This window comes from Camelimonas fluminis (genome assembly GCF_014656355.1).
In the GTDB taxonomy this organism is placed as follows: Bacteria; Pseudomonadota; Alphaproteobacteria; order Rhizobiales; family Beijerinckiaceae; genus Camelimonas; species Camelimonas fluminis.
This window is the reverse complement of record NZ_BNCG01000009.1, coordinates 67411-88494: the sequence shown is the minus strand read 5'-3', so window position 1 is coordinate 88494 and position 21084 is coordinate 67411. Positions and strand designations below refer to the sequence as shown.

The 21084-nt window shown below is 66.7% G+C and carries 17 protein-coding genes; 9 read left to right on the top strand and 8 right to left on the bottom strand.

Translation table 11 applies throughout. From position 1 onward, the window contains the following. Window positions 1-238 precede the first annotated feature (238 nt). Together IE243_RS11740 and IE243_RS11735 are read left to right on the top strand one after the other, a co-directional pair. Window positions 239-1867 carry a GMC family oxidoreductase gene (locus tag IE243_RS11740; protein ID WP_191319573.1) on the top strand — a complete coding sequence of 543 codons (1629 nt, stop codon included), beginning with the start codon at window positions 239-241 and terminating at the stop codon, window positions 1865-1867. 219 nt (window positions 1868-2086) lie between these two features. Beyond that, window positions 2087-2575: an MmcB family DNA repair protein gene (locus tag IE243_RS11735; RefSeq protein WP_191319572.1), complete on the top strand. Its 489-nt coding sequence runs from the start codon at window positions 2087-2089 to the stop codon at window positions 2573-2575. Window positions 2576-2722: 147 nt separating this feature from the next. Here the strand turns inward: IE243_RS11735 and IE243_RS11730 are convergent, their stop codons facing one another. The 3 genes from IE243_RS11730 to IE243_RS11720 all read right to left on the bottom strand — a co-directional run bounded on the left by IE243_RS11730 (window position 2723) and on the right by IE243_RS11720 (window position 5330). Then, the gene (locus IE243_RS11730; protein ID WP_191319571.1) at window positions 2723-3082 is read right to left on the bottom strand and encodes a hypothetical protein; all 360 of its coding nucleotides are present in this window, start codon (window positions 3080-3082) and stop codon (window positions 2723-2725) included. A 100-nt stretch (window positions 3083-3182) separates the two neighbouring features. After that, window positions 3183-3743, bottom strand: a complete 561-nt coding sequence (locus IE243_RS11725) for an ActR/PrrA/RegA family redox response regulator transcription factor (protein ID WP_191319570.1) — start codon at window positions 3741-3743, stop codon at window positions 3183-3185. A gap of 267 nt (window positions 3744-4010) precedes the next feature. Continuing rightward, window positions 4011-5330 carry an ActS/PrrB/RegB family redox-sensitive histidine kinase gene (locus IE243_RS11720; RefSeq protein ID WP_191319569.1) on the bottom strand — a complete coding sequence of 440 codons (1320 nt, stop codon included), beginning with the start codon at window positions 5328-5330 and terminating at the stop codon, window positions 4011-4013. Window positions 5331-5580: 250 nt separating this feature from the next. Here IE243_RS11720 and IE243_RS11715 point away from each other — a divergent pair, with 250 nt between their 5' ends. The 3 genes from IE243_RS11715 to IE243_RS11705 all read left to right on the top strand — a co-directional run bounded on the left by IE243_RS11715 (window position 5581) and on the right by IE243_RS11705 (window position 7858). After that, the gene (locus IE243_RS11715; protein WP_191319646.1) at window positions 5581-6384 is read left to right on the top strand and encodes a M48 family metallopeptidase; all 804 of its coding nucleotides are present in this window, start codon (window positions 5581-5583) and stop codon (window positions 6382-6384) included. Window positions 6385-6987: 603 nt separating this feature from the next. Further along, window positions 6988-7302, top strand: a complete 315-nt coding sequence (locus IE243_RS11710; protein ID WP_191319568.1) for an EthD family reductase — start codon at window positions 6988-6990, stop codon at window positions 7300-7302. Between the two features lie 418 nt (window positions 7303-7720). Further along, window positions 7721-7858 carry a hypothetical protein gene (locus tag IE243_RS11705; RefSeq protein WP_191319567.1) on the top strand — a complete coding sequence of 46 codons (138 nt, stop codon included), beginning with the start codon at window positions 7721-7723 and terminating at the stop codon, window positions 7856-7858. Between the two features lie 11 nt (window positions 7859-7869). Here the strand turns inward: IE243_RS11705 and IE243_RS11700 are convergent, their stop codons facing one another. Continuing rightward, window positions 7870-9891, bottom strand: coding sequence for a transglycosylase domain-containing protein (locus tag IE243_RS11700; protein WP_244643091.1), 2022 nt, complete (start codon window positions 9889-9891; stop codon window positions 7870-7872). A 646-nt stretch (window positions 9892-10537) separates the two neighbouring features. On the opposite strand from IE243_RS11700, the gene arfB reads away from it, so the two are divergent. Both arfB and IE243_RS11690 read left to right on the top strand, forming a co-directional pair. After that, on the top strand, window positions 10538-10963 hold the full coding sequence (gene arfB, locus IE243_RS11695; RefSeq protein WP_191319565.1) for an alternative ribosome rescue aminoacyl-tRNA hydrolase ArfB: 426 nt from the start codon (window positions 10538-10540) through the stop codon (window positions 10961-10963). A 323-nt stretch (window positions 10964-11286) separates the two neighbouring features. Next, window positions 11287-12333, top strand: a complete 1047-nt coding sequence (locus tag IE243_RS11690) for an MBL fold metallo-hydrolase (protein WP_191319564.1) — start codon at window positions 11287-11289, stop codon at window positions 12331-12333. Between the two features lie 109 nt (window positions 12334-12442). On the opposite strand, the gene IE243_RS11685 is transcribed toward IE243_RS11690, so the two are convergent. Together IE243_RS11685 and IE243_RS11680 are read right to left on the bottom strand one after the other, a co-directional pair. Beyond that, window positions 12443-13420 carry a hypothetical protein gene (locus tag IE243_RS11685; RefSeq protein ID WP_191319563.1) on the bottom strand — a complete coding sequence of 326 codons (978 nt, stop codon included), beginning with the start codon at window positions 13418-13420 and terminating at the stop codon, window positions 12443-12445. A 619-nt stretch (window positions 13421-14039) separates the two neighbouring features. After that, the gene (locus tag IE243_RS11680; protein WP_191319562.1) at window positions 14040-14915 is read right to left on the bottom strand and encodes a DUF3108 domain-containing protein; all 876 of its coding nucleotides are present in this window, start codon (window positions 14913-14915) and stop codon (window positions 14040-14042) included. A 388-nt stretch (window positions 14916-15303) separates the two neighbouring features. On the opposite strand from IE243_RS11680, the gene IE243_RS11675 reads away from it, so the two are divergent. Then, window positions 15304-16524 (top strand): MFS transporter, encoded by a 1221-nt coding sequence (locus IE243_RS11675; protein WP_280514590.1) that lies wholly within the window; start codon window positions 15304-15306, stop codon window positions 16522-16524. Window positions 16525-16876: 352 nt separating this feature from the next. Here the strand turns inward: IE243_RS11675 and IE243_RS11670 are convergent, their stop codons facing one another. Together IE243_RS11670 and IE243_RS11665 are read right to left on the bottom strand one after the other, a co-directional pair. Then, complete coding sequence (locus IE243_RS11670; protein ID WP_191319561.1) at window positions 16877-18148, bottom strand: CobW family GTP-binding protein; 1272 nt, start codon at window positions 18146-18148, stop codon at window positions 16877-16879. Further along, the gene (locus tag IE243_RS11665) at window positions 18138-19538 is read right to left on the bottom strand and encodes a D-alanyl-D-alanine carboxypeptidase family protein (protein WP_210319850.1); all 1401 of its coding nucleotides are present in this window, start codon (window positions 19536-19538) and stop codon (window positions 18138-18140) included. Before IE243_RS11665 ends, IE243_RS11670 begins: the two co-directional genes overlap by 11 nt. Before the next feature lie 516 nt (window positions 19539-20054). On the opposite strand from IE243_RS11665, the gene IE243_RS11660 reads away from it, so the two are divergent. Beyond that, complete coding sequence (locus tag IE243_RS11660; RefSeq protein WP_191319560.1) at window positions 20055-21044, top strand: EamA family transporter; 990 nt, start codon at window positions 20055-20057, stop codon at window positions 21042-21044. Window positions 21045-21084 lie beyond the last annotated feature (40 nt).

Sequence of the window (21084 nt, the reverse complement as noted above, 5' to 3'; positions counted from 1 at the left end):
TCGCCTTGCCGGCGATGGCGTTTTGCAGCCGGGTGGGAGCGCGGTTGCACTGGAAAATGCGTCAGATCAAAAAACTGGAGCAGTGCGCCGTTTCAGCTTGATCGAACTTTGCCCTGACGCCAACCCTGCGCTTATATCGGGGATCTCTGCAATGGCCCAGCCTCCGCCCGATCCGGGCGGGGCTTGCGGCAATCTGCAAACCAGGCGCCGGGGAAAAAGGCGCGGGAGGAACTGGAGCATGGACGCGCAGACGCGACCGGATGACGCCGGCCTGGGTGAGTTCGACTACATCATTGTCGGCGCCGGCTCGGCAGGCTGCGTGCTCGCCAACCGGCTGTCGGCCGATCCGCGCAATCGCGTGCTGGTGCTGGAGGCGGGCGGCCGCGACAACTGGATCTGGTTCCACATTCCCGTCGGCTACCTGTTCGCCATCGGCAATCCGCGTTCGGACTGGATGTTCCGCACCGAGCCGCAGTCCGGGCTGAACGGCCGGGTTCTCAACTATCCGCGCGGCAAGGTGATCGGCGGCTCCTCGGCCATCAACGCCATGATCTACATGCGCGGCCAGGCGGCGGATTACGACGGCTGGCGCCAGCGCGGCCTTGCCGGCTGGGGTTGGGAGGACGTGCTGCCGCACTTCCTGCGCATGCAGGATCACATGGCGCCGTCGAACGACCTGCAGCGCGCCGGCGGCGAATGGCGGGTGGAATACCCCCGCGTGCGCTGGGAGGTGCTCGACGCTTTTCGCGAGGCGGCGGAACAGGTCGGCATTCCCAAGGTCGACGACTTCAATCGGGGCGACAATGAAGGCTCGTCGTATTTCCAGGTCAACCAGAAACGCGGCCGGCGCTGGAGCGCGGCGCGCGGTTTCCTGAAGCCTGCCCTCGGGCGTCCCAACCTGCGCCTGGAAACCGGCGTCATTGTCGAGCGGGTCGTTATCGCGGATGGCCGCGCCGTCGGCGTGCAATGGCGTCGCGACGGCCGCAGCTTCGTCTCGTCCACCCGTGGCGAAGTCATCCTGTCCGCGGGCGCCATCGGTTCGCCGCAACTGCTGGAGCTGTCTGGCGTCGGCCAGGGGGCGCGGCTGGCGGAGCTGGGCATTCCCGTCATCCGCGATCTGCCGGGGGTCGGCGAGAACTTGCAGGATCACCTGCAGTTGCGCCCCACCTACAAGGTGTCGGGCGTGCGCACCCTCAACGCCGACTACCGCAACTGGCTGCGCAAGGCCGGGATGGCGCTGAATTACGCCGTGCTGCGCTCCGGCCCGCTGACCATGGCCCCGTCGCAACTGGGGATCTTCACCCGCTCCTCGCCGGAACACGCCACGGCCAACATCCAGTTCCACGTGCAGCCGCTGTCGCTGGACTCGTTCGGCCAGCCGCTGCACGCCTTCCCGGCCATCACCGCCAGCGTCGCCAATCTGCGCCCGGCCAGCTCCGGCTCGGTGCATGTGCGTTCAGCCAGCGCCGCCGACGCTCCCGCGATCGATCCGCGCTATCTCAGCGATCCGGCGGATGTGCGCGTCGCCGTTGATTCCATTCGCCTGACCCGCCGCATCGTCCAGGCCCCGGCCATGGCCCGTTTCCAGCCGGAAGAATACATGCCCGGCGCCGGCCTGATGAGCGACGAGGAGCTGGCCCGCGCCGCCGGCGACGTGGGCACGACGATTTTCCACCCGGTCGGCACGGCGAAGATGGGAGCCGATCACGACCGGATGGCGGTGCTTGACGGCCAGTTGCGGGTGCGCGGCGTTGATGGCCTGCGCGTCATCGACGCCTCCGCCATGCCGGCGATCACCTCCGGCAACACCAATTCGCCGACCATGATGATCGCCGAGAAGGGCGCGGCGATGATTCTGGGCGCATAAGGTCTGGTCGGGCTCCCGAACGGCGCGCGGTCCGGAAATTCATGGTTTGTTCCCGGTTTTGCCCCAATGTCATGCCAGTCACCAGCCTGCCTCGCGTGTGACCTGGCATGGCAGCCGAGATCAGGGCAGCCGCGTGAAGGCGGATGGACAGGGCACAACCCGGGCGCCGTCGTGTGCGCGGATTTGCCCGAAACAACATGACGTTCCGGAAGCGGAGTGATGAGCAGTTTTTCTGACGCCGACCTGATCCTGCCGCCGGACGGTCGCCAGTCGCCGGCGGCCCTGGCGATCCAGCGCGGCGTGCGGCGGCATTTCGCCAGCCTTGGCGCCGTCACCCTGTGCGAACTGACCCTGGCCTCATGGCGGCGCGCCGACGTGATGGCGCTGTTGCCGGACGGCCGGCTGACCATTGTCGAGGTCAAATCCTCGCTGGCGGATTTTCGCGCTGACGGCAAATGGCATGAATACCGTGACTGGTGCGACAGCTTTTCCTTCGCCGTTGCGCCGGACTTCCCTCTGGAAGTGCTGCCGGAGGACGCCGGCCTGATCATAGCCGATGCTTTTGGCGCGGAGATGCTGCGCGCCGCGCCGGCCCATCCGCTGGCCGCCGCCCGGCGCAAGGCCGTGACCCTGCGCTTCGCCCGCGCCGCCGCCGGCCGGCTGCACCGGCTGGCCGATCCCGATGGCGCCGCCGGGCTGCTGGACTGACGCCATCGCCAGAGCGTCAAGGCGTCAGGGCGCTGGTCCGGGACGTTTCGCGTTGGCGACAGACCTGTTCCGGCGCTCCAGGTTTTTGCTGTTTGAGCGGCTTCTGATCGACCGGACGATGTCGTCTGGCCGGAAAGCGCTCAGCGCTCATTTTGTGCGGATAAGGTTTGGCACGTCTGTGCCCCCCGGCCCGTAGAGCCCATAGGCCGCCGCGCAGCCGGCCTCCTTGCCGCCCTGCCCGATTTCATTCTGGTAGGACCGGATTCTGGCGGTGATGTAATTCTTGTTGGCCGGGGCGGATATATTCAGCCCGATCCTGTCGCTGAGCATGGCGATAAGGGGCAGATTGGCCCTGAACCCCGGGCAGGCCTTTTCGGCGGCCAGCACGGCGGAGATGTGATCCATCGCATTCTGGCGGTCATCGGCGGCGGCCGCGCCGGCCGGCCTGGCGAGGCTGGCCATGACCCCGGCCGCGACGACCGTCCCGAGCAATATCCTGGCTGTCATCGCCCCATTCGCTTCCATAAACGCACTGGAACCCGAACCTGGTTCTCCGCTGTCGCCCGGCTGGCCGGCTGGCCGGCGGGCGGATGTGGCGCCGGTCTGCTCAGCGCGGCGCGCGCTTGGCCAGGATGCGTTGCAGGGTGCGACGGTGCATGTTGAGCCGTCGCGCGGTTTCCGAAACGTTGCGGCCGCACAGCTCATAAACGCGCTGGATGTGCTCCCAGCGCACCCGGTCGGCCGACATGGGATTTTCCGGCGGAATGGCGCGTCCGTCGGGCAAGGCCATCAGCGCCGCATGCACCTCGTCGGCGTCCGCCGGTTTGGCGAGATAATCGAAAGCGCCGAGCTTCACCGCTGTCACCGCCGTGGCGATATTGCCGTAGCCCGTGAGGATGACGCCGCGCGCGTCGGCGCGCCGCTCCTTCAGCTTGGTGATGACCTCAAGCCCGTTGCCGTCGCCAAGGCGCATGTCGATCACCGCGTAGGCGGGGGCCTCGGCCTCGATGGCGGCAATGCCGTCAGCCACCGATTCCGCCGTGCGCACGGCATAGCCCCGGCTTTCCATGGCGCGGGCGAGCCGCGTCAGGAACGGCCGGTCGTCATCGACGATCAGCAGGCTGCGATCGCCCTCTGGCGCGGCTGGAAACGGGGCGGAAGACTCCATGATCATGCTCTCACCTGCGCGCCGGGCGCGCCGGCGTTTCCGCGCGGGACAGGCCAGGCGCGCTGTCCCCCTTGTTCACATTTGCGCCGGCTGACCAGGCTGTCAGGCCTTTCCAGCCGCTGGCGGGCGCCCGTTCGCCGGGCTTCGCCCGCGCGTGATCCGGCGCGCCCACGGCGCTGATGTGCGTCCACCGCACCTCTTTAGATCATTTTGTCAGCAAAGTGTACCAAATGGTCGCACACCCCCGGTTGCGCCTTTGACGCGGCGTCAGGTGGCTGCGACATCGCGTTCGAAAGCCTGACGCGGCCAGCGGATGGCGACGACGGCGCCGGTCGCCGGCGCCGGCGCGTTGGAGGTGGTGATGACGGCGCCCGTCCGTTCGATGAGGCTCCTGGCGATGAACAGCCCGAGCCCCAGTCCGCTGGCTGGTTCGTCGGCGTGGCGCTGCCCGGCGCCCCGGGTGGTGACGTAAGGTTCGCCGATCCGCAGCAGCACGTCGGGCGCGAAGCCGGGGCCGTCGTCCCGCACCACAATCTCCACGAACTGGTCGTTCCAGCGCTCCTCGATGGCGACGGCGTTGCGGGCGAAATCAACGGCGTTGTCGACAATATTTCCAAGCCCGTAGATGACGCCGGGGTTGCGCCGGCAAACCGGCTGCGGATCGACGCCGTCGCGCGTGACGGTGATCGGAACGCCGAAGGGGCGCTGCGGTCCGGCGACTTCCTCGACAAGGTGACTGAGACTCAGTTGCTCCATCGGTCCGGCGTCGCCATCGGCGCCCAGCGAGGTCAGCTTGCCGAGAATGCCGCGACAGCGCTCCACCTGCTCGCGGAGCAGGGTGATGTCCTCGGCCAGCGGGCTGCCCGGCGGCGCCTCCCGCGCCATTTCCTTGGTGACCAGGGTGATGGTGGCGAGCGGCGTGCCCAGTTCGTGGGCGGCGGCGGCGGCGAGGCCGTCAAGCTGGGTCAGGTGCTGCTCGCGGGCCAGCACGAACTCCGTGGCCGACAGCGCCTGGGCCAGCGACCGCGCCTCGTCGGCGACGCGCCAGGCGTAGATGGCGGTGAAGGCGATGCCGAGCGTGATCGCCGTCCAGATGCCGATGATGTAGACGAAGGGCAATTCCAGCGTCTCGCCAGGCGACCAGGGCAGCGGGCGGCGCCAGAAAATCAGGGCGGTGGCGTAGAGCGCCGAGAGCGCGCCAAGCGCCATGGTGACGCGCGGCGGCAACGAGGTGGCTGAAATCAGCACCGGCGCGAGGAACAGGATGGCGAAGGGGTTCTGCAGGCCGCCGGTGAGGTACAGCAGTCCGGCGAGTTGGGTCAGGTCATAGGCCAGCAGGCCGGTGGCCGGCCACAGGCTCAGCCGGTGACTCATGGGATAGCGGATGCGCAGCGCGATGTTCAGCCACGCCGATACGGCGATGAGCAGGAAACACAGGCCGAACGGCAACGAAAATCCGAGGCCGAAATGCACGCCGGCCACCGCCACGCTCTGGCCAATGACGGCGAGCCAGCGCAGGCGCACAAGGGTGTCGAGGCGAAGACGGCCCGGTGAGGCGGTGGTCGACAGGGCGTCTTCGGACAGCATGAGACCTTCCGGGTTGGCGCCGCCGCCGCGGACAACGCATGGTCAGTTGCGGACGGCGTCCGCGTCTGCGTCAATATGGCTGATCCGCGTCAGCCGCGAAATGGTCATGGTGGACGCGGCGCGCCGCGCCGCGCCGCCAGAATCGTGAAACCCGAACTGGTCACGACTGCAATGATTGCGCTTTTCTTCATATCACAGATATGTGATAATCAGGCTTGCCTAATTGTTGAAACGATATAAATGGCAGTTGATGCTGATGCGGCTATTTCGAAGAAGCATTTCTGAAAATGACACCGTTTCGGTTCGTTCTGGCGCGGAAGTTTTTGAGGTAATTCTACGCCGTCGCCATGATGCGCGGCGTTTTACCTTGCGTGTCTCACAAGTTACTGGTGAAGCAACGTTGACGATGCCCCAGCGCGGCGATGTGCGGGCGGCCGTGCGTTTCGCCGAAGCGCATGGAGACTGGATCGCCGCCCGACTTCGCCGGGTTCCCAAGCGCATCGAGTTCAGACCCGGCGCCGTGGCGCTGGTGCGCGGCGCGCCGCATCCGATCGTCTGGCAGGCCAGCGCCCGGGCTGTTCCGGCCATCGCGCCGCACCCGGATGGCGGGATGATGATTCTGACAGGCGGCGATCCGCGGCATGCGCCGCGCCGGGTGCAGGAGTTCCTGCGCCGGGAGGCGGCGCGGGATCTGGAGCGCGCGGTGGATCGCCATTCCAGGGCGCTCGGCGTGCGGGCCAGAAGCATCACGCTGCGTGACCAGCGCACCCGTTGGGGGTCCTGCACCGCCGCCGGGCGGCTCAACTTCTCATGGCGGCTGATCATGGCGCCGCCGGAGGTGCTTGATTATCTCGCCGCCCATGAGGTGTGTCATCTGCGCGAGATGAACCATTCGGAGCGTTTCTGGGCCTTGGTCTACAACCTGTGCCCGGGGACGGATGAGGCGGAAGCCTGGCTGAAAGCCCACGGGGCCAGCCTGCACCGCTACGGCGTGGGCGGTGATGGCGCTGATGGTGACAGCGATGCGGGGCTGTCAGCAGGCGAGGCGGCCTGACCGGCCGCCTGACGTCAGAACCTGGCGGGCCCAGCAGGTTCTGGTCCATCCCGAAGGCGCATGGCGTTTTCCGCAATGCCGATTTGAGCTTTGCGAATCGCGGATGCGTCCGTTCACGACCTGGCATGAAGGCTGCCCTTCGAAGCAGCGTCTGCGGCTGACGACCCTGCCGGGGGGCTTCACGCGAGGCGGATGCCGCTCCGGCCGGAGAAAACGCATCAGTTCAAAAAGGTCGCGCGCGAATCGGGTCCGCTATGGGCGGGTCCCGCTTCAGGGCGGTTTCCTGACTTGCGCGAACCCTGAACGTGCGGCCGTGCGTCTCGCGATGACCGCGTCCGGCGCATGTCCAACATCAGGCCGATGGACGGCCGCAAACGCCGCCGGTCGTTCAGCGTCCTCTTCGACCGCCGCCGTCCTCGCCAAACGCCTCTGCAGCCAACCCAAACAGGTCCGCGCTGGCGCCTCACGCCTCGAAAAGCGCGGCGAAAACGACCTTGCTGTGGTGAAGCCCGCTTCAGCCAGAATCTGGATGCTATTTGTGAGGCGGTGACCTAAAAATTTACCCTCGGACGCCGCAGGGGGCGTTCAGGCGGGAGCCCGACCATGATCAAGATGAGCGTCTACTATCCGGCCGATGGCGGCTCGAAATTTGATCACGCCTACTACCGCGCCAGCCACTTGCCGCTGATCAAGGAACGGCTCGGCGCCGCCTGCCTGCGTTACGAGATAGAGAAGGGCCTTGGGGGGCGCGAGCCTGGAAGCGCGCCGGAGTTTATCGCGGCGTGCCATATCTACGCGCCGGACCTGGCGACATTCCAGGAGGCGTTCGGCCGACACCGCGCGGAGATTGTCGCGGACGTCGCCAACTATACGGACATCGCGCCCATCGTGCAGATGAGCGAGGTCGTTGTTGGATAAGGAGCTTCGACGCGTCAGGCCTGGCGGCTGAACCTTCTCCGGCTGGACCTTCCCGGATCGGCCTCGTGCTGGCGCACCCGATCCAGGGCGACTTGGTCGACGCCGGACCGTCAGCGACCGGAAGCATGGCGTTGCCGTCGAGGCGACAACGACCCTGCTCCCGTCAAACGGCGCCACAATCAAAAATCTGGCGCCGCCCTGCGGATCGGCGACCTGTGGAGCGACGCCGGCATTTGCATCCGCCTCCTTGCCCGGCGCGCGCATGCCATATTCACAAGTTTCACCCGAGAGTCATGTTTTGCCAGTGGCCTGGCTCCGACCGCGCCGCCTGGTATCGGGGGAGGCGAATGTCGGAAGCTGGCCGCCAGAGCATTTTCGAGAAAAGTGGCGCCCGCTTTTCGTGAAGAAAATGCGTCAGATGAAAGAGATCGAGCATTCTGGCGAACGGGCTTTTCCCGAAAATGCTCTGGAGCGCCTTCCGATCGTCCGGAACCGGCTGATCGATCAAAATTCGCTCAAACCAAAGAGAACTGGAGCAGTTTGCGATCCAGATTGATCGAAAATGCTCTAGCCGCCGAACAGCCGTTCAAAGAAGTTTGGCTCCCGGCGCTGCGGCTGTGGTTGCGGCGCCTGGCCACCTTCACCCTGCTGCTGCGCGCTGGCCCAGCCGGCGGCCGGGGCTGGCGCCGGCGTCCAGGGAACTCCAGGCAGCGGACCAGGCTTGAGGTTGCGCGAGGCGACCTGCATCACCCGGTTCCAGACGTCGAGCGGCAGTGAGCCGCCGGTCACCTTCTTCATCGAGCTGTTGTCGTCATTGCCGATCCAGACGCCCGTGACGAGCTGGTTGGTGAAGCCCATGAACCAGGCGTCGCGGAAATCCTGGGTGGTGCCGGTCTTGGCGCCGATCTCCCAGCCAGGCAGCTTCGCCTTGCTGCCGGTGCCGCTGGTCGCCACCTGCCGCAACATGGCGTTGATCATGCCCTCGTTCTTCGGCGTGATCACCGGGCCAAGGCTGTTTGGCATGCGCTTGTAAAGCGCTTTGCCATCGGTGGTCTTCACCGACTCGATCACATAAGGGATGACGCCGATGCCGCCGTTGGAGAACGCGGCGAAGGCGGCGGTCAACTCGATCGGCGTCACTTCAGAGGTGCCAAGGGCAATTGAGGCGTTGGATTGCAGCGGCGAGGTAATGCCGAGACGCTGGGCCGTGCGCACCACGGCCTTGGGGCCAAGCTCCAGCGTCAGTTTCACCGGGATGGTGTTGATGGAGTGGGCCATGGCCGTCAGCAGGGTCATGGGGCCCGAGTAGCGCCGGGAATAGTTGGAGGGCGACCAGCCGCCGGATGAGACCGGGCCATCCTCACGCACCGCATCCGGGGTCATGCCGTGCTCGATGGCGGTGAGATAGACAAAGGGCTTGAAGGCGGAGCCAGGCTGGCGCCGGGCGTTGGTGGCGCGGTTGAACTGGCTCTCGGCATAGCTGCGCCCACCCACCAGCGCCTTGAGGGCGCCGTCGGAGGCGAGGGTGACGACCGCGCCCTGATGGGCCCCGAGTTTTGCACCCTGCTTGCCGAGTTCGTCGTTGAGGGCCGCCTCGGCCGACATCTGCAGCGGCATGTCGATGGTGGTGCGAACCTGCACGTCCTGCTCGATCTTGCCGACGAAGTCGTCCAGCACGTCCATCACGAAGTCGGCGGCGTAGTTGGCGGACCGGGTTCCGCCCGGCTTCACCGCCGTGGCCGGGGTCATGATCGCGCCCTTGGCCTGCTGCTCGGTGATGAACTTCTCGTTCGCCATGGCGGTCAGCACGAGCTGCGCCCGCGCCTGGGCGCCCTCGGGATTGCGCGTCGGCGCCAGCCGCGCCGGGGCCTGGACAAGGCCGGCGAGCATCGCTGCTTCCGCGATGGTCACGTCCCTGGCGTCCTTGCCGAAGTACCGGTGCGCGGCGGCCTCGACGCCATAGGCGCCCGCGCCGAAATACACGCGGTTGAGATACAGTTCGAGAATCTGTTCCTTGCTGAACTTGCGCTCGAGCCATACCGACAGGATCAGCTCCTGGATCTTGCGCGACATGGTCCGTTCCTGGGTGAGGAACAGGTTCTTGGCCAGCTGCTGGGTCAGGGTCGAGCCGCCCTGGGACACGCCGCCGGCGGACACGTTGCGCAGCAGGGCGCGCGCCACGCCGGCCGGGTCGACGCCGTAGTGATCATAGAAACGCCGGTCCTCGATCGCCACGAAGGCTTTCGGCAGATACGGCGGCAGCTCTTTGACCTTCACCTCACGACCGCCCATGTCGCCCTTGTTGGCGATCAGCGAGCCGTCCGCCGCCAGAATGGCGACGTTGGGCGCGCGCTTGGGCACGGTCAGCTGGTCCATCGGCGGCAACAGCGAGAAGTGGTAGCCGATGACGCCGGCGACGCCGAGCATGGCGACGACCGCCAGGCTGAAGCCCAGCCGGAACAGGTGGCCAATGAACGACCGCCTGCGCCGCGTCCGCGGCGCCGCGGCGCCGCGCGCCGCCCTGGTCTTCCGTTTGCTTCGTTGTCCGCCTTTGGCCACGCGCTTCCCTGCTCCCAAGTCGTCAGCCATCCGCGCGGCCGCCGCGGGGGCGGCCTCTGGCGCGGACTGCTGCGGGGCTGGGCTGGCCCCATCGTCAAACGAAGGCTCTCGCCGGCTCTGCGGCCGGGAAGCCGGGGCGCCGCCGCCGCCCGCGCCGCTCCGGCGCCAGCTGTCGGAAGCGTCAATATGAATCTCACTGGCCGCTGCGTCCCGGCGCGTCGCCGCCGCGCTGTCGGCCGGGGCATCGGCATGCTGGTCAAACTGTTGGCCGAAACGGGGTTCCCGCCTGTTGTTCGGGCCGTCGGAAAACGTCATGGCGCCATTGGATCCAGAAGCGACAGGAATATCGTGAGGCGCGTTCATGCAAAACATGGCGCGCTGATCCCGCAACGGGATTCCTGTCCCTGTATTGAGATGGTAAATGTGGCGGTTTAAGGGGGTATTAAGCCGGAGGGGCCGGGGAGCGCCTTTTCAGCCGCCTGACGGCGGGGTTGCGATGCGCGGTCCGGTCATGCGCCGCACAGCGTGCGTCGCGGGGTTTTCAGGGAAGGCGGATCCGGCGCCGCAGCCAGCGCGCCAGCGCGACGCTGGCCGACGGTTCCGGCTTTGATCAGGAAGGCCGCGTTCTCCATATGACCTTTTGCTGAACAGTTCTGGCCCGCGCGGATGATCGGGAATGCTTTACGTAACTGACAGGATCGTCATTGACGCCGACGAGCTGACCGAGCGGTTCATCCTCGCGGGCGGAGCCGGCGGCCAGAACGTCAACAAGGTGGCGACGGCGGTGGAGCTGCGCTTCGACGCCCGCAACTCCCCGGCGTTGCGGCCCGCCGTGGTCGAGCGGCTGCTGCAGGTCGCCAGTCATCTGGCCACCCGGGACGGCGTGATCGTCATCAAGGCCAACCGGTTTCGCACCCAGGAGCGCAACCGCGCCGATGCCCGCGAGCGGCTGGCGACCATGATCCGCGCCGCCGCCGAGCCGCCGCCGCCGCCACGCAGGCCCACCCGCCCCACACGCGCCTCTCAGCATCGCCGGCTCGACGCCAAATCCCGCCGCGCCGGGGTCAAAAGCGGTCGCGCCCGGCCCTCGCATGACGACTGAAGCCGGCCGCGCCGCGTCAGACCCCACGCCGCCGGCGCGTGCGGATTGCTCATGCGGATTGTTCATGGCCGTGCATGTCGCCATGCAACCAGCGTTGGCCAGATTGATCCATCATGCTGTTGATGGACTACCGGGGGCCTGTCTGTGTCCGTAATTTTGAAATCCGCTTTTCCTCAGGGGCTGCCTTGCCCGGTGAAAAGTCCGGGCGGATCGCGCGGGGCGGTCGCCTCGCAGGACGCGCATGTACTGAAAACAGGGGCCAGGCCGGTCAGCCTGACCGGGCCGCTGCAGAGCAACAAGAAACGACGGGAAACGGACAACCGATGGACCTCCAGCAGCATGAACCGCTTCTGACCTTCCCCTTTCTCCAGCCCCCGGCGCCGGGCGAGACGGTGGAGGTTGCGCCTGGCCTGCTCTGGGCGCGGTTTGCGCTGCCGTTCAGCCTGAATCACGTCAATGTCTATTTTATCGCTGATGGCGACGGTTGGGCTGCCTTTGACTGTGGCATCGCCACGGACAGCACCCGCGAGCAATGGCAGGCGCTGCTGGACGGACCGCTGGCTGGGCGGCCGCTCACCCGGCTGATCATCTCGCACCACCATCCCGACCACATCGGCCTCGCCGGCTGGTTGTGCGAGCGCTACAACCTGAAGCTGATGATGAGCCAGGCCGAATATCTGGAGGGGCATTACATCGCCCTCAATCCGGACCAGATGGCTGAAGGGCCATTCCGCCAGTTCTACGTCGATCACGGCCTCAGCCCGGAGGCCACCGAGATCGTGCTGCGCCAGGGGCACGGCTATCTGCGCATGGTCACGCCGCTGCCGCACACTTTCCGCCGGCTGGTGCATGGCGAGCGCCTGCGCATCGGCAGCCGGGAGTTCGAGATTTATACCGGCGGCGGCCATTCGTCCGAGCAGGTCATGCTCTATTGCCGCTCCGAGAACCTGTTCCTCGGCGCCGATCAGGTGCTGGCCAAGATTTCACCGAACGTCAGCGTCTGGGCCATGGAGCCGGAAGGCGATCCACTGGGGCTGTACCGCCGGTCGTTGCGCGAGTTGCAGACCCAGATCGACGCCGACGCGCTGGTGCTTCCGGGGCACAATCTGCCGTTCCGTGGTCTGCACCTGCGCCTGCAGGCGCTGGAGGAGCATCACGCCCACCGTTGCGCCCAGCTCGTCGACGCCTGCAAAAACGCGCCGCATTCCGCTTCGGAGCTGGTGCCTGTGATGTTCCCGCGCGAGCTTGATCCGCACCAGCTCAGCTTCGCCTTCAGCGAGGTGCTGGCGCACGTGAACTATCTGGTGGACCGCGACCAGTTGCTGTGGATCCCGGCCAGCGATGGCGTCCGCCGCCTGGCCGCCGCCTGACATTCAGCCGCAAAACAGGGCTGGCGCCGGGTGGATGCTTCGGGTGCTGGCGGCTTCTCCGGAGTTCCGCCGCCCTGGCCAGATGTGCGGCGGTCTGGCGGAGCCGGATTCAGGTAATCGGGATCATCAGCACGCGCTCGCTCTCGCTGATGCGTTCGTAGCGGGCGCCAATGTCGCGGGCCATTTTGTGCACGATTGTCGTGGCCATGGTGCTGAGATAATGGGTCCGGTTGTCCCGGACCAGCATGCCGTCGGTGATCTGGAGCCGGATGGCCGCGTCCTCGCCAGCGTTCTGCACGACGATGCGGATGGCGCCGCCGTCGGGAATGGACAGCGCCAGCTCCCACAACAGTTCCGCGACCATGATGTAGGCGTGCACCTGGTGTTCATGCAACGGCCTGAAAGCCCACGGCGAAACCATGTCGAGGCTGATGCGCCCCGAGCTGGCGTCGGCGAGCGTCATCCGGCTGACGCGCTCCAGCAGGTCCGGCGCGCGTTCTTCGTCGAAGGGCAGCCGGCCAATGATGGAGTGGATGCTGCGCATGGCCGTCCGGCGCTCTTCAATGCCCGGAGCTGCGAGAATATGGGCGGGCGCGGCGCCGCGCCGGTACAGGCGCAGTGAACGGCCTGTCGCCGACACGTTTTTCTGGATCCACGAGTTAAGCGCGTGCAGGGCGATGGTGACGGTCGGCCGGGACTGGCCCGTCTGATAATCGCCGCCAGCTGCGCCAGGCGTGGCGAAACGCATGCCGTTCTGCTCGGGCCCGGGGTCGCCGCGATCTTCATACAGCAGCAGGATGGTGCCGACGCCGACGATGAACAGACCCAGCATGAAATAGCCCTGCACCGTGTGGCCAAGGGTGAAATTCCATGGGGGCGTGAAAATCAGCGAGGCGCAGACCAGCGAACCAACGATGGCGACGAACACGCCGGACCAGCGGCCCGCCAGATGGCGCGCCAGCGCCGTCGCCGGAAGATAGGCCATGACCGGCGCCCCGATCAGTGAGGTCGCCAGGTAGAGTTGCGGAAGCGTCGGGATAATGGCCAGCGCCGCCGCGACCAGAAACTGTCCGACCGGCGATGTCACCCGGTCTCGATATCGGGCCACGGGATTCATGAGCACAGGCCCACCGCCAGGTCCGCGCCCCATTCAGACGCCGCAGCAGACATCCCCCGGCGCGCTGATGTCCCGGCGACGACGGTTCCCGATGTCCGTGCAGGCAAAAGAAAGGGTCGCATTCGTGCTCCACCGTGGCGACGCCGCCCTGGAGCGGTTTCCGATCAGCATGGATCGGAAACCGCTCCAGGCTTTCCGTTTTGTGCGGTCCTTGATCGACCAGGCGCTTCCGTGTGGTCGGAAACCGCTCTGGCATCAACCCGAACCGTTGTATCTGGCGTCGCCGGGTCTGTCGCCGCATGGCTGCCGGCAGCTCCCGTCGTCGCGTTGTCCGCCGGGCGTCGCCATTGCGGTCGGCCGTGCGCCCTCAAACTCCCCTTACGTCGCCGTGTGATGGCGGCGTTGGCCCCAGCGCCGAACCAGGGCGCGTGGCGACCTGCCGGGGCGTACTCCTGTTGTTATTGCTACGCTTGTGATCCTATTGGACGAGTTGGCAAGTCCCTCGCGAGGCCGTGACAGGGGGCGACGGTCAATTCATTGTGAATAGCGTAAACTTGGCCTTAATCGCCGCCTGGATCAACGGGCTGTTCTATTTTTTGTCCCGCCGGGACGCGATGGCCTGCAACCCTTCCATGTGAACCTTGGTCGCCTGGAGCATCGACATGCCCAGCGTGGTGCGCACATGGATGCGCCAGGGAGCGTAAACGCCCGTATCGCCAACCGGAATCAGGGTAACGCCCATGTCGGTGTTTTCCACCATGAATCTGGTCATGGCGCGCAGCGGGCGGTGCCCGGAGACCGGCGCGTAGCGCGCGGTGCAGGTGACCGCCGGGCCCGTATAGCCATTCTGGCTGACCGTCGTGGTCCCTTTGTAACGCAGCACCACGTCGAACCGCGTCGCCCCGTCGAACACCGGAATGGTGCGGTTGCAGGCGTCGGCGAGGCTTTTGCCTGACGCCGGCATCAGCAGGGCGCTGAGGGGATCAATGACCGACTGGCGGTGGCTCGCCGCGACGGGGATGCGGTCCGGTCGGTCCCAGTCTTCCAGCGGCGGCCTGATCTCGATGGCGTTGACCGAGCCGCCGGCAAACGACATGCGCAGGGTGCGTTTGTCACTCGCGGTGGACGCCACCACGGCGAGCGAGGCCGGGATGGCGCGGTCGCCGCTGATCACGCCCGTGGCCCGGGCGCCGCCCTTGCCGCTGACCAGAACGCCGGCAAGGCCGGTCAGCTTGGCGTGCATGTCGAGGGCGTAGGCGCCGCCGTTGTCAATTTTCGCGGTGAGGTTCGCCGCGCCAATGCTGATGCCAGCCAAGGTAATGGCGTAGCTGGCGGCGAAGGCGCCGCCGCGCTGCGCCGGCTGGGCGGCGGCGGGGGCGCTTTGCCACAGGCTGCCGGCGACGCCGCCGCAAATCAGGCCGGCCACAAGAGCACCGCGCATGGCGGTGGAGAACTGTTTGCGCATGAGGGTCAAGCCATCGGTTGTGCGTCCGCACGGCCAGGCGTTGCTGGCGACAATGACGGAAGGCTTCTCCAGGATCGGCCCTTATGGTGAACAAAGCGTATCTTTTTGTGGCCCCGTCGGCCTGCGGCGCAATCACGACTGGCCGGATCACGTTGGCGCGCTGGTTGCCGCTTGCACAATGAAGGCGTCGGCCCCGCGCACATTCGCGTGATCTCGTGGTCCAGCGGCGCTGCCGGGCCAGGAATGCATCGCGCGCAGTTCAGCCATGCAAAGACACCGGTCGCGCGGCGCTACTGATTGAAAACATGGCCATCATCTGCGCATCCCTTTCACTCTGGTGAAGTTGCAATCCGGTGAAACGGACGGGATCAGAGGGCAGGAGCCAATCGTGAGCGTGACCACCGACAGCACCGGCCAGGCCGCGGCCGAACGCACCACGTTTCAGGTGTTGGGCGCCATCAGCCTGTCGCACCTGCTCAACGATCTGATCCAGTCTGTCCTTCCGGCCATCTATCCGGTGCTCAAGCGGGAATTTCATCTCGATTTCGCGCAGATCGGGATGATCACCCTCTGTTTTTACGCCGTTTCGTCGCTGATCCAGCCGCTGGTCGGCATTTATACGGACAAGAAGCCAAGCCCGTTTTCGCTGGCCATTGGCATGGGCTCCAGCCTGGTGGGCCTGCTGCTGTTGTCGGTGGCGTGGAGCTATCCGGTGCTGCTGGCGGCGGCCATGCTGGTTGGGCTCGGCTCGGCCGTGTTCCATCCGGAAGCCTCCCGGGTGGCGCGCATGGCGTCTGGCGGCCGGCACGGTCTGGCCCAGTCCATGTTCCAGGTGGGCGGCAACGCCGGCACCGCCATGGGGCCGCTACTGGCGGCGGCTATCGTCGTGCCGCAAGGGCAGCACAGCGTCGCCTGGTTCTCGCTGGTCGCCCTGCTGGCGATCATCGTGTTGTACATGGTGGGCCGCTGGTATCGCGATCACGTCGCCCGCACCCGCGCCAGCGGCGTGCAGCCGTCACGTCAGAGCCCGGTGTCGCGCCAGCAACTCGTCACCGCCCTTGTGGTGCTTGGCGTGCTGATTTTCTCGAAGTTCTTCTACACCGCCTCGATCAGCACCTATTACACCTTCTTCCTGATCGACCGGTTCCACCTGTCGGTGCAGGAGGCGCAACTCTACCTGTTCCTGTATCTGGCGGCCGTGGCGGCGGGCACCATCGCCGGCGGCCCGCTGGGCGACCGCTTCGGCCGCAAGCCAGTGATCTGGTTCTCAATTCTCGGCGCCGCGCCATTCACCCTGCTGCTGCCCTGGGCCAGCCTGGCCTGGACGCCGGTGCTGACCATGATCATCGGCTTCATCATCGCCTCGGCCTTCCCGGCGATCGTCGTCTACGCCCAGGAACTGATGCCTGGCCGCGTCGGCATGATCTCGGGCATGTTCTTTGGCTTCGCCTTCGGCATGGGTGGCCTCGGGGCGGCGTTGCTCGGCGTTGTTGCTGACCACACCAGCATCGGCACGGTCTACCAGATCTGCGCCTTCCTCCCCCTGGCCGGCCTGCTGGTCTGGTTCCTGCCGAAAACCGGCGGAAAGAAGCCGGTCCCGGCCCGTTAACGGACGCGGCGGGCCGGGGCGCAACGGTGACCACGCAGCCCGGCGCGTCATGCCGGGCCCGTTGCGAAAACCGCGCCTTGCGGCCCTGACCGGGCAGGGTGGTTCAACCGCAACGGTTTTCCTGGAAAGGCGTCGCTTTGTGCATGGCCGCAACAGGTCCGGCCATGACAGGGAGCGGGGAGGCCCTGGGGCATCGGCAGGCCAGCGCCGGTGATCGCGCCTCCTGCGTCAGGGCATTTGCCGATCAATATGCGCCTGAGAATGCCCCAGGTTTTCCTGTCCTGGGCAAATCCTGATCGGCCAGAAGATTCCGTCTGGTCGGCAAGCGCCTTGATGCGGCGGTGCGGACAGGTCAGCGCCCGGCGGAAAAGCTGAAGCCGGCCGGAGCCAGCGGATTGTCAGTAAGGGCGGCGCGATCTGGCGCATCCACCGCCGGCTTGCCCGTGAAGGCGCCCCACATCCGCTGCAGGAAGTCCTCGCTCATGCCGCGGACAATGAAGACGATGCGGGTGCGGTGGTCGGCGTCCGGCCACGCAGGCAGGGTCTGCGGCGGGTGAAACACATGCTGCACGCCGTGAATGACCACGGGCTGGTCCGGATGCTCGGCCAGTTTCACCAGGCCCTTCACCCGCAGCAGGTCCGGACCATGGGCCGAGCGCAGCAGGTCGGCGAACATCTCGAATGTGGCGCGCGGAATCGTCCGCTCCTCCACCAGCGCCACCGTGCGGATGTCCGCGCCATGGCGGCTGACGTCGTGAGCATGATGGCCGCGCCCATGATGTTCATGTTCATGATCGTGACCGCAGCCCGCATGGCAGGGGCCGGCATGGTTGTGAGCCTCATGCCCATGCCCATGCTCATGCCCGTCATGCCCGTGGTGGCCATGATGATGGTCATGATCCTGATGTCGGTGATGATCGTGTCCGTCGTCGCTCGCGTCCAGCCAGGTGCGGACGTCAGCGATCTTGCCATCGACGCCGAAGGGCCCAAGCCCCGCCAGCAGGGCGCCGTCGACGCCCTCCGCCTGCACGTCGATCAGCCGCGCCGTCGGATTGAGCGCGCGCAGCGCCCGCCGCAACGTCGCGACGGTCGATGTGTCGGCGATATCGGTCTTGGTCAGCAGCAGCCGGTCGGCGATGGCCGCCTGCTTCACCGCTTCCATATGGGCTTCCAGCGTCGCCGCTCCGTTCACCGCGTCGACCAGCGTCACCACGCCGGCAAGGGCGTAACGCATCTGCAGATAGGGATGACGCAGCACCGCCTGCAACACTGGCGCCGGATCGGCGAGTCCGGTCGTTTCGATCACAACCCGGCGGAACGGCGCGATGCGGCCATTGTCGCGCTTGCGCAGCAGATCCTCCAGCGTCGCCACCAGATCGCCGCGCACCGTGCAGCACAGGCAGCCCGCCGACAGCGTCACCAGACCTTCGTCGGCCGCCTCCACGAACAGATGATCCAGACCGACGTCGCCGAATTCATTGATGATGACGACGGTGTCGGCCAGCGCCGGGTCCTGCAACAGCCGGTTGAGCAGGGTGGTCTTGCCGGCCCCGAGAAAGCCGGTGATGACAACAAGCGGCAGGGGCGTGGGCGGGCCAGCCGGCTTTTCGGCGTCAGCCGTCATTGTCGGAGGTCTTCCTGTTCTTTCCGGCGGCGTTTTTGGCGGGCGCCTTCTTGTCGTGGGCCTTCTTGTCGTTGGCTTTCTTGCCGGCTTCAGCCTTGCCCGGTTTCTGTCTGGCCTCCGCCTGTTTGCTGGCGCTGGCGTTCTTGCGCGCCACCGGACGCTTCACCTTTTGCAGCGCTTTGGCGCCGGGGGAGGCATCCTCGTCGGCGGCGTAGGCGCTGGCGGTTTCGCCCTTCTGCGCCTGGCCACGGCGCGCGGCCACGGCGGTGGCGGGGGCGCCCGGATAACGGCCGACAAAGACCGGAACGGCTGCCAGCGCGGCGCGTGGCGGCAGGGTGCGGCCGGCGACCGGCGTCTCCCAGTCGCTGGCGCCGCCCTTGAACAGGGCGAACAGCGGGCTGGCGCTCTGCGGCGCGTTCTCGGCTTCCTCCTCGCCGCGGGCGCCGCGACCGGCGCCGCAGATGGCGTCGCGCATGTCAGGGGGGGACGCGCTGGTGGGCAGGGGCAGGGTGTCAAGGGTTCCGGGACCGCCCCAGCCACTGTCGGCGAAACCCCGGTCAAACAGCGACGCCGCGATCAGCGTGCGTTCAACGCCAGAGTGGGCGCCCAAAACCACGACGAGGAGGCGCCGGCCGCCGCGTTGCGCCGTGGCCACGACGTTGAAGCCAGAGGCGCAAATGAAACCGGTCTTCATGCCGGTGACGCCCGGATAACGGCCGACCAGGCCATTGGTGTTCTTGTAAACCCGCTTGCCCATCTGCAACGCTTCAATATTGAAATACTGGGCGTATTCCGGGAACTGGCGCAGCATCGTGCGGGCCAGGACGGCCAGATCGCGGGCGCTGGTCCGGTTGCCAGGGTCAGGCAGGCCATTGGGGTTGACGAAGTGGCTTTGCCCCATGCCCAGCTCTTCGGCGGCCTGATTCATCATCCCGGCGAAATTCTCCACCGAGCCGCCGACGCCTTCCGCCAGCACCACCGCCATGTCATTGGCCGACTTGACCAGCATCATCTTCAGGGCGTTGTCGACCGTGACCTCGACGCCGGGTTTGAAACCCATTTTCGAAGGGATGACGGCGGCTGCGCGGGCGCTGACGGTGAGCGGCGCGTCCGGTCGCAACTGGCCGGCGCGCAGGGCGTGCAGCGTCAGATAGGCCGTCATCAGCTTGGTGACGGAAGCCGGATACCACGGGTCGGTCGCCTGTTTGGCGTAAAGCACCCGGCCGCTGTCAATGTCGGCGACGATCACCGGGCCGGCGACGGCCGGCGTCAGCGCCGCGCCAGCCAGCGCCGCCAGGGTCAGGGCCAGAACCACAAAGCCATGTCGCAGCCGGGACTGGACGGCCAGAAGCGCGGGCGCGAGCAGGTCGAGGCGGAAAAGCTGGGCCATCGTCTGTCTGTCCCCGAGGCTGGTTGCGCGGACCTGGCTGGCCGGTCGTGTCTGATATGGGCTCATGTCCAGGCGCCTGCTCGTTTGAATCTGTCCTGCCGGAATGGTCCCGCAGGCCGCCTGACGGCTTCGCGGGGCTGATGATCCGGACGTCTCGCGGGACGACGCAGCATCATGCGCATCATTGCAGAACATGACGTTAATGTCCCGCAACCCTTGCCGTTTTCTGTCGTTGCGTCAGGTGAAACCCGGGTTGTCACGGCCATGGCATGACGGTTTCGCATGGCCGCGTCGTCAGTAAAACCCTTGCAAGAAAACCGGCTTGCCGGAAGAACCGGCTGGTACCTGGCGAATACGGCGAGGGCAGGGCGCTGGCCACGGATCCGCCGGCCGTCTGGCGCGAACCGCGACGCAAGGTCGCCGAACTGAAACGCGATGTGGATGTGGACGGCGCGTGGCGACGGGCGTAACGCCCATGCCAGGGCCAATCGCCTCAACCCCGACAGGACCCGACGCATGCTGAGCGGAAGCGCCCTCTGGATCGCCGCGACCATCGCCGCCACCGGCGCCCAGACGGCGCGCAACGCCATGCAGGGCGCGCTGGTGGGAGCGATTGGCGCGGCCGGCGCCACCCAGGTCCGCTTCATCTACGGCTTCCCGTTCGCCTGCCTGTTCCTTGGCCTGGTGGTGCTGGCCACTGGAGAAACCCCGCCGGCGCCGAATTTGACGTTCTTCCTTTATGCGCTTGGCGGCGCCGTCTCGCAGATATTTGGCACGGCCATGATGCTGTGGGCGATCAGCCAGCGTTCGTTCGCAACGGGCATCGCTTACACCAAAACCGAGCCGGTGCTGGTCGCCCTGTTCAGCGTCATCGTGCTCGGCGACCATCTTGGCCTGATGTCATGGGCCGGCGTGCTCGTCGCCAGCGCGGGCGTGCTGCTCATGTCGCTGAAGCCGCAACGCGGAACCGCGGCGCGGGTTCTCGCCGGAGAGGCGGCGTCGGGGCGCACGCCTGCCGTGGGCTGGCGGGCGCCTTTTTTCGACTGGCGGGCAATGTCTCCGAACTGGCGAGCGCCTGCGGCCGGCGTCGGCTCCGCCGCCCTGTTCGCCCTGTCGTCCGTGTGGTTTCGTGGGGCGATTCTGGCCCTTGGCGATGGCGGTTCCGTCATCCGCTCATCCACGGCGCTGGTGACCAGCCTCGGGCTGCAATGTCTGATTCTCGGACTCTGGCTCGGCCTGTTCGACCGGCCGGCGTTCCTGGGCAGCGTGCGGGTCTGGCGCGCCTCGCTCACCGCCGGTCTGATGGGCGCGCTGGCGTCCCAATGCTGGTTCATCGGCTTTTCGCTGACCAGCGCCGCAAATGTCCGCACCCTTGCATTGCTGGAGGTGGTCTTCGCCCAGATCGTGTCGCGCCGGGTGTTCCATGAGACCCTGACCCTGCGGGAGATCGCCGGGGCGGCGATGATCGTGCTTGGCGTCGCCGCCCTGTTGACGACCTGGGGCTGAGGCGCACCCGGGCGCCGGCCCTGGCCGTAATGCAACACCT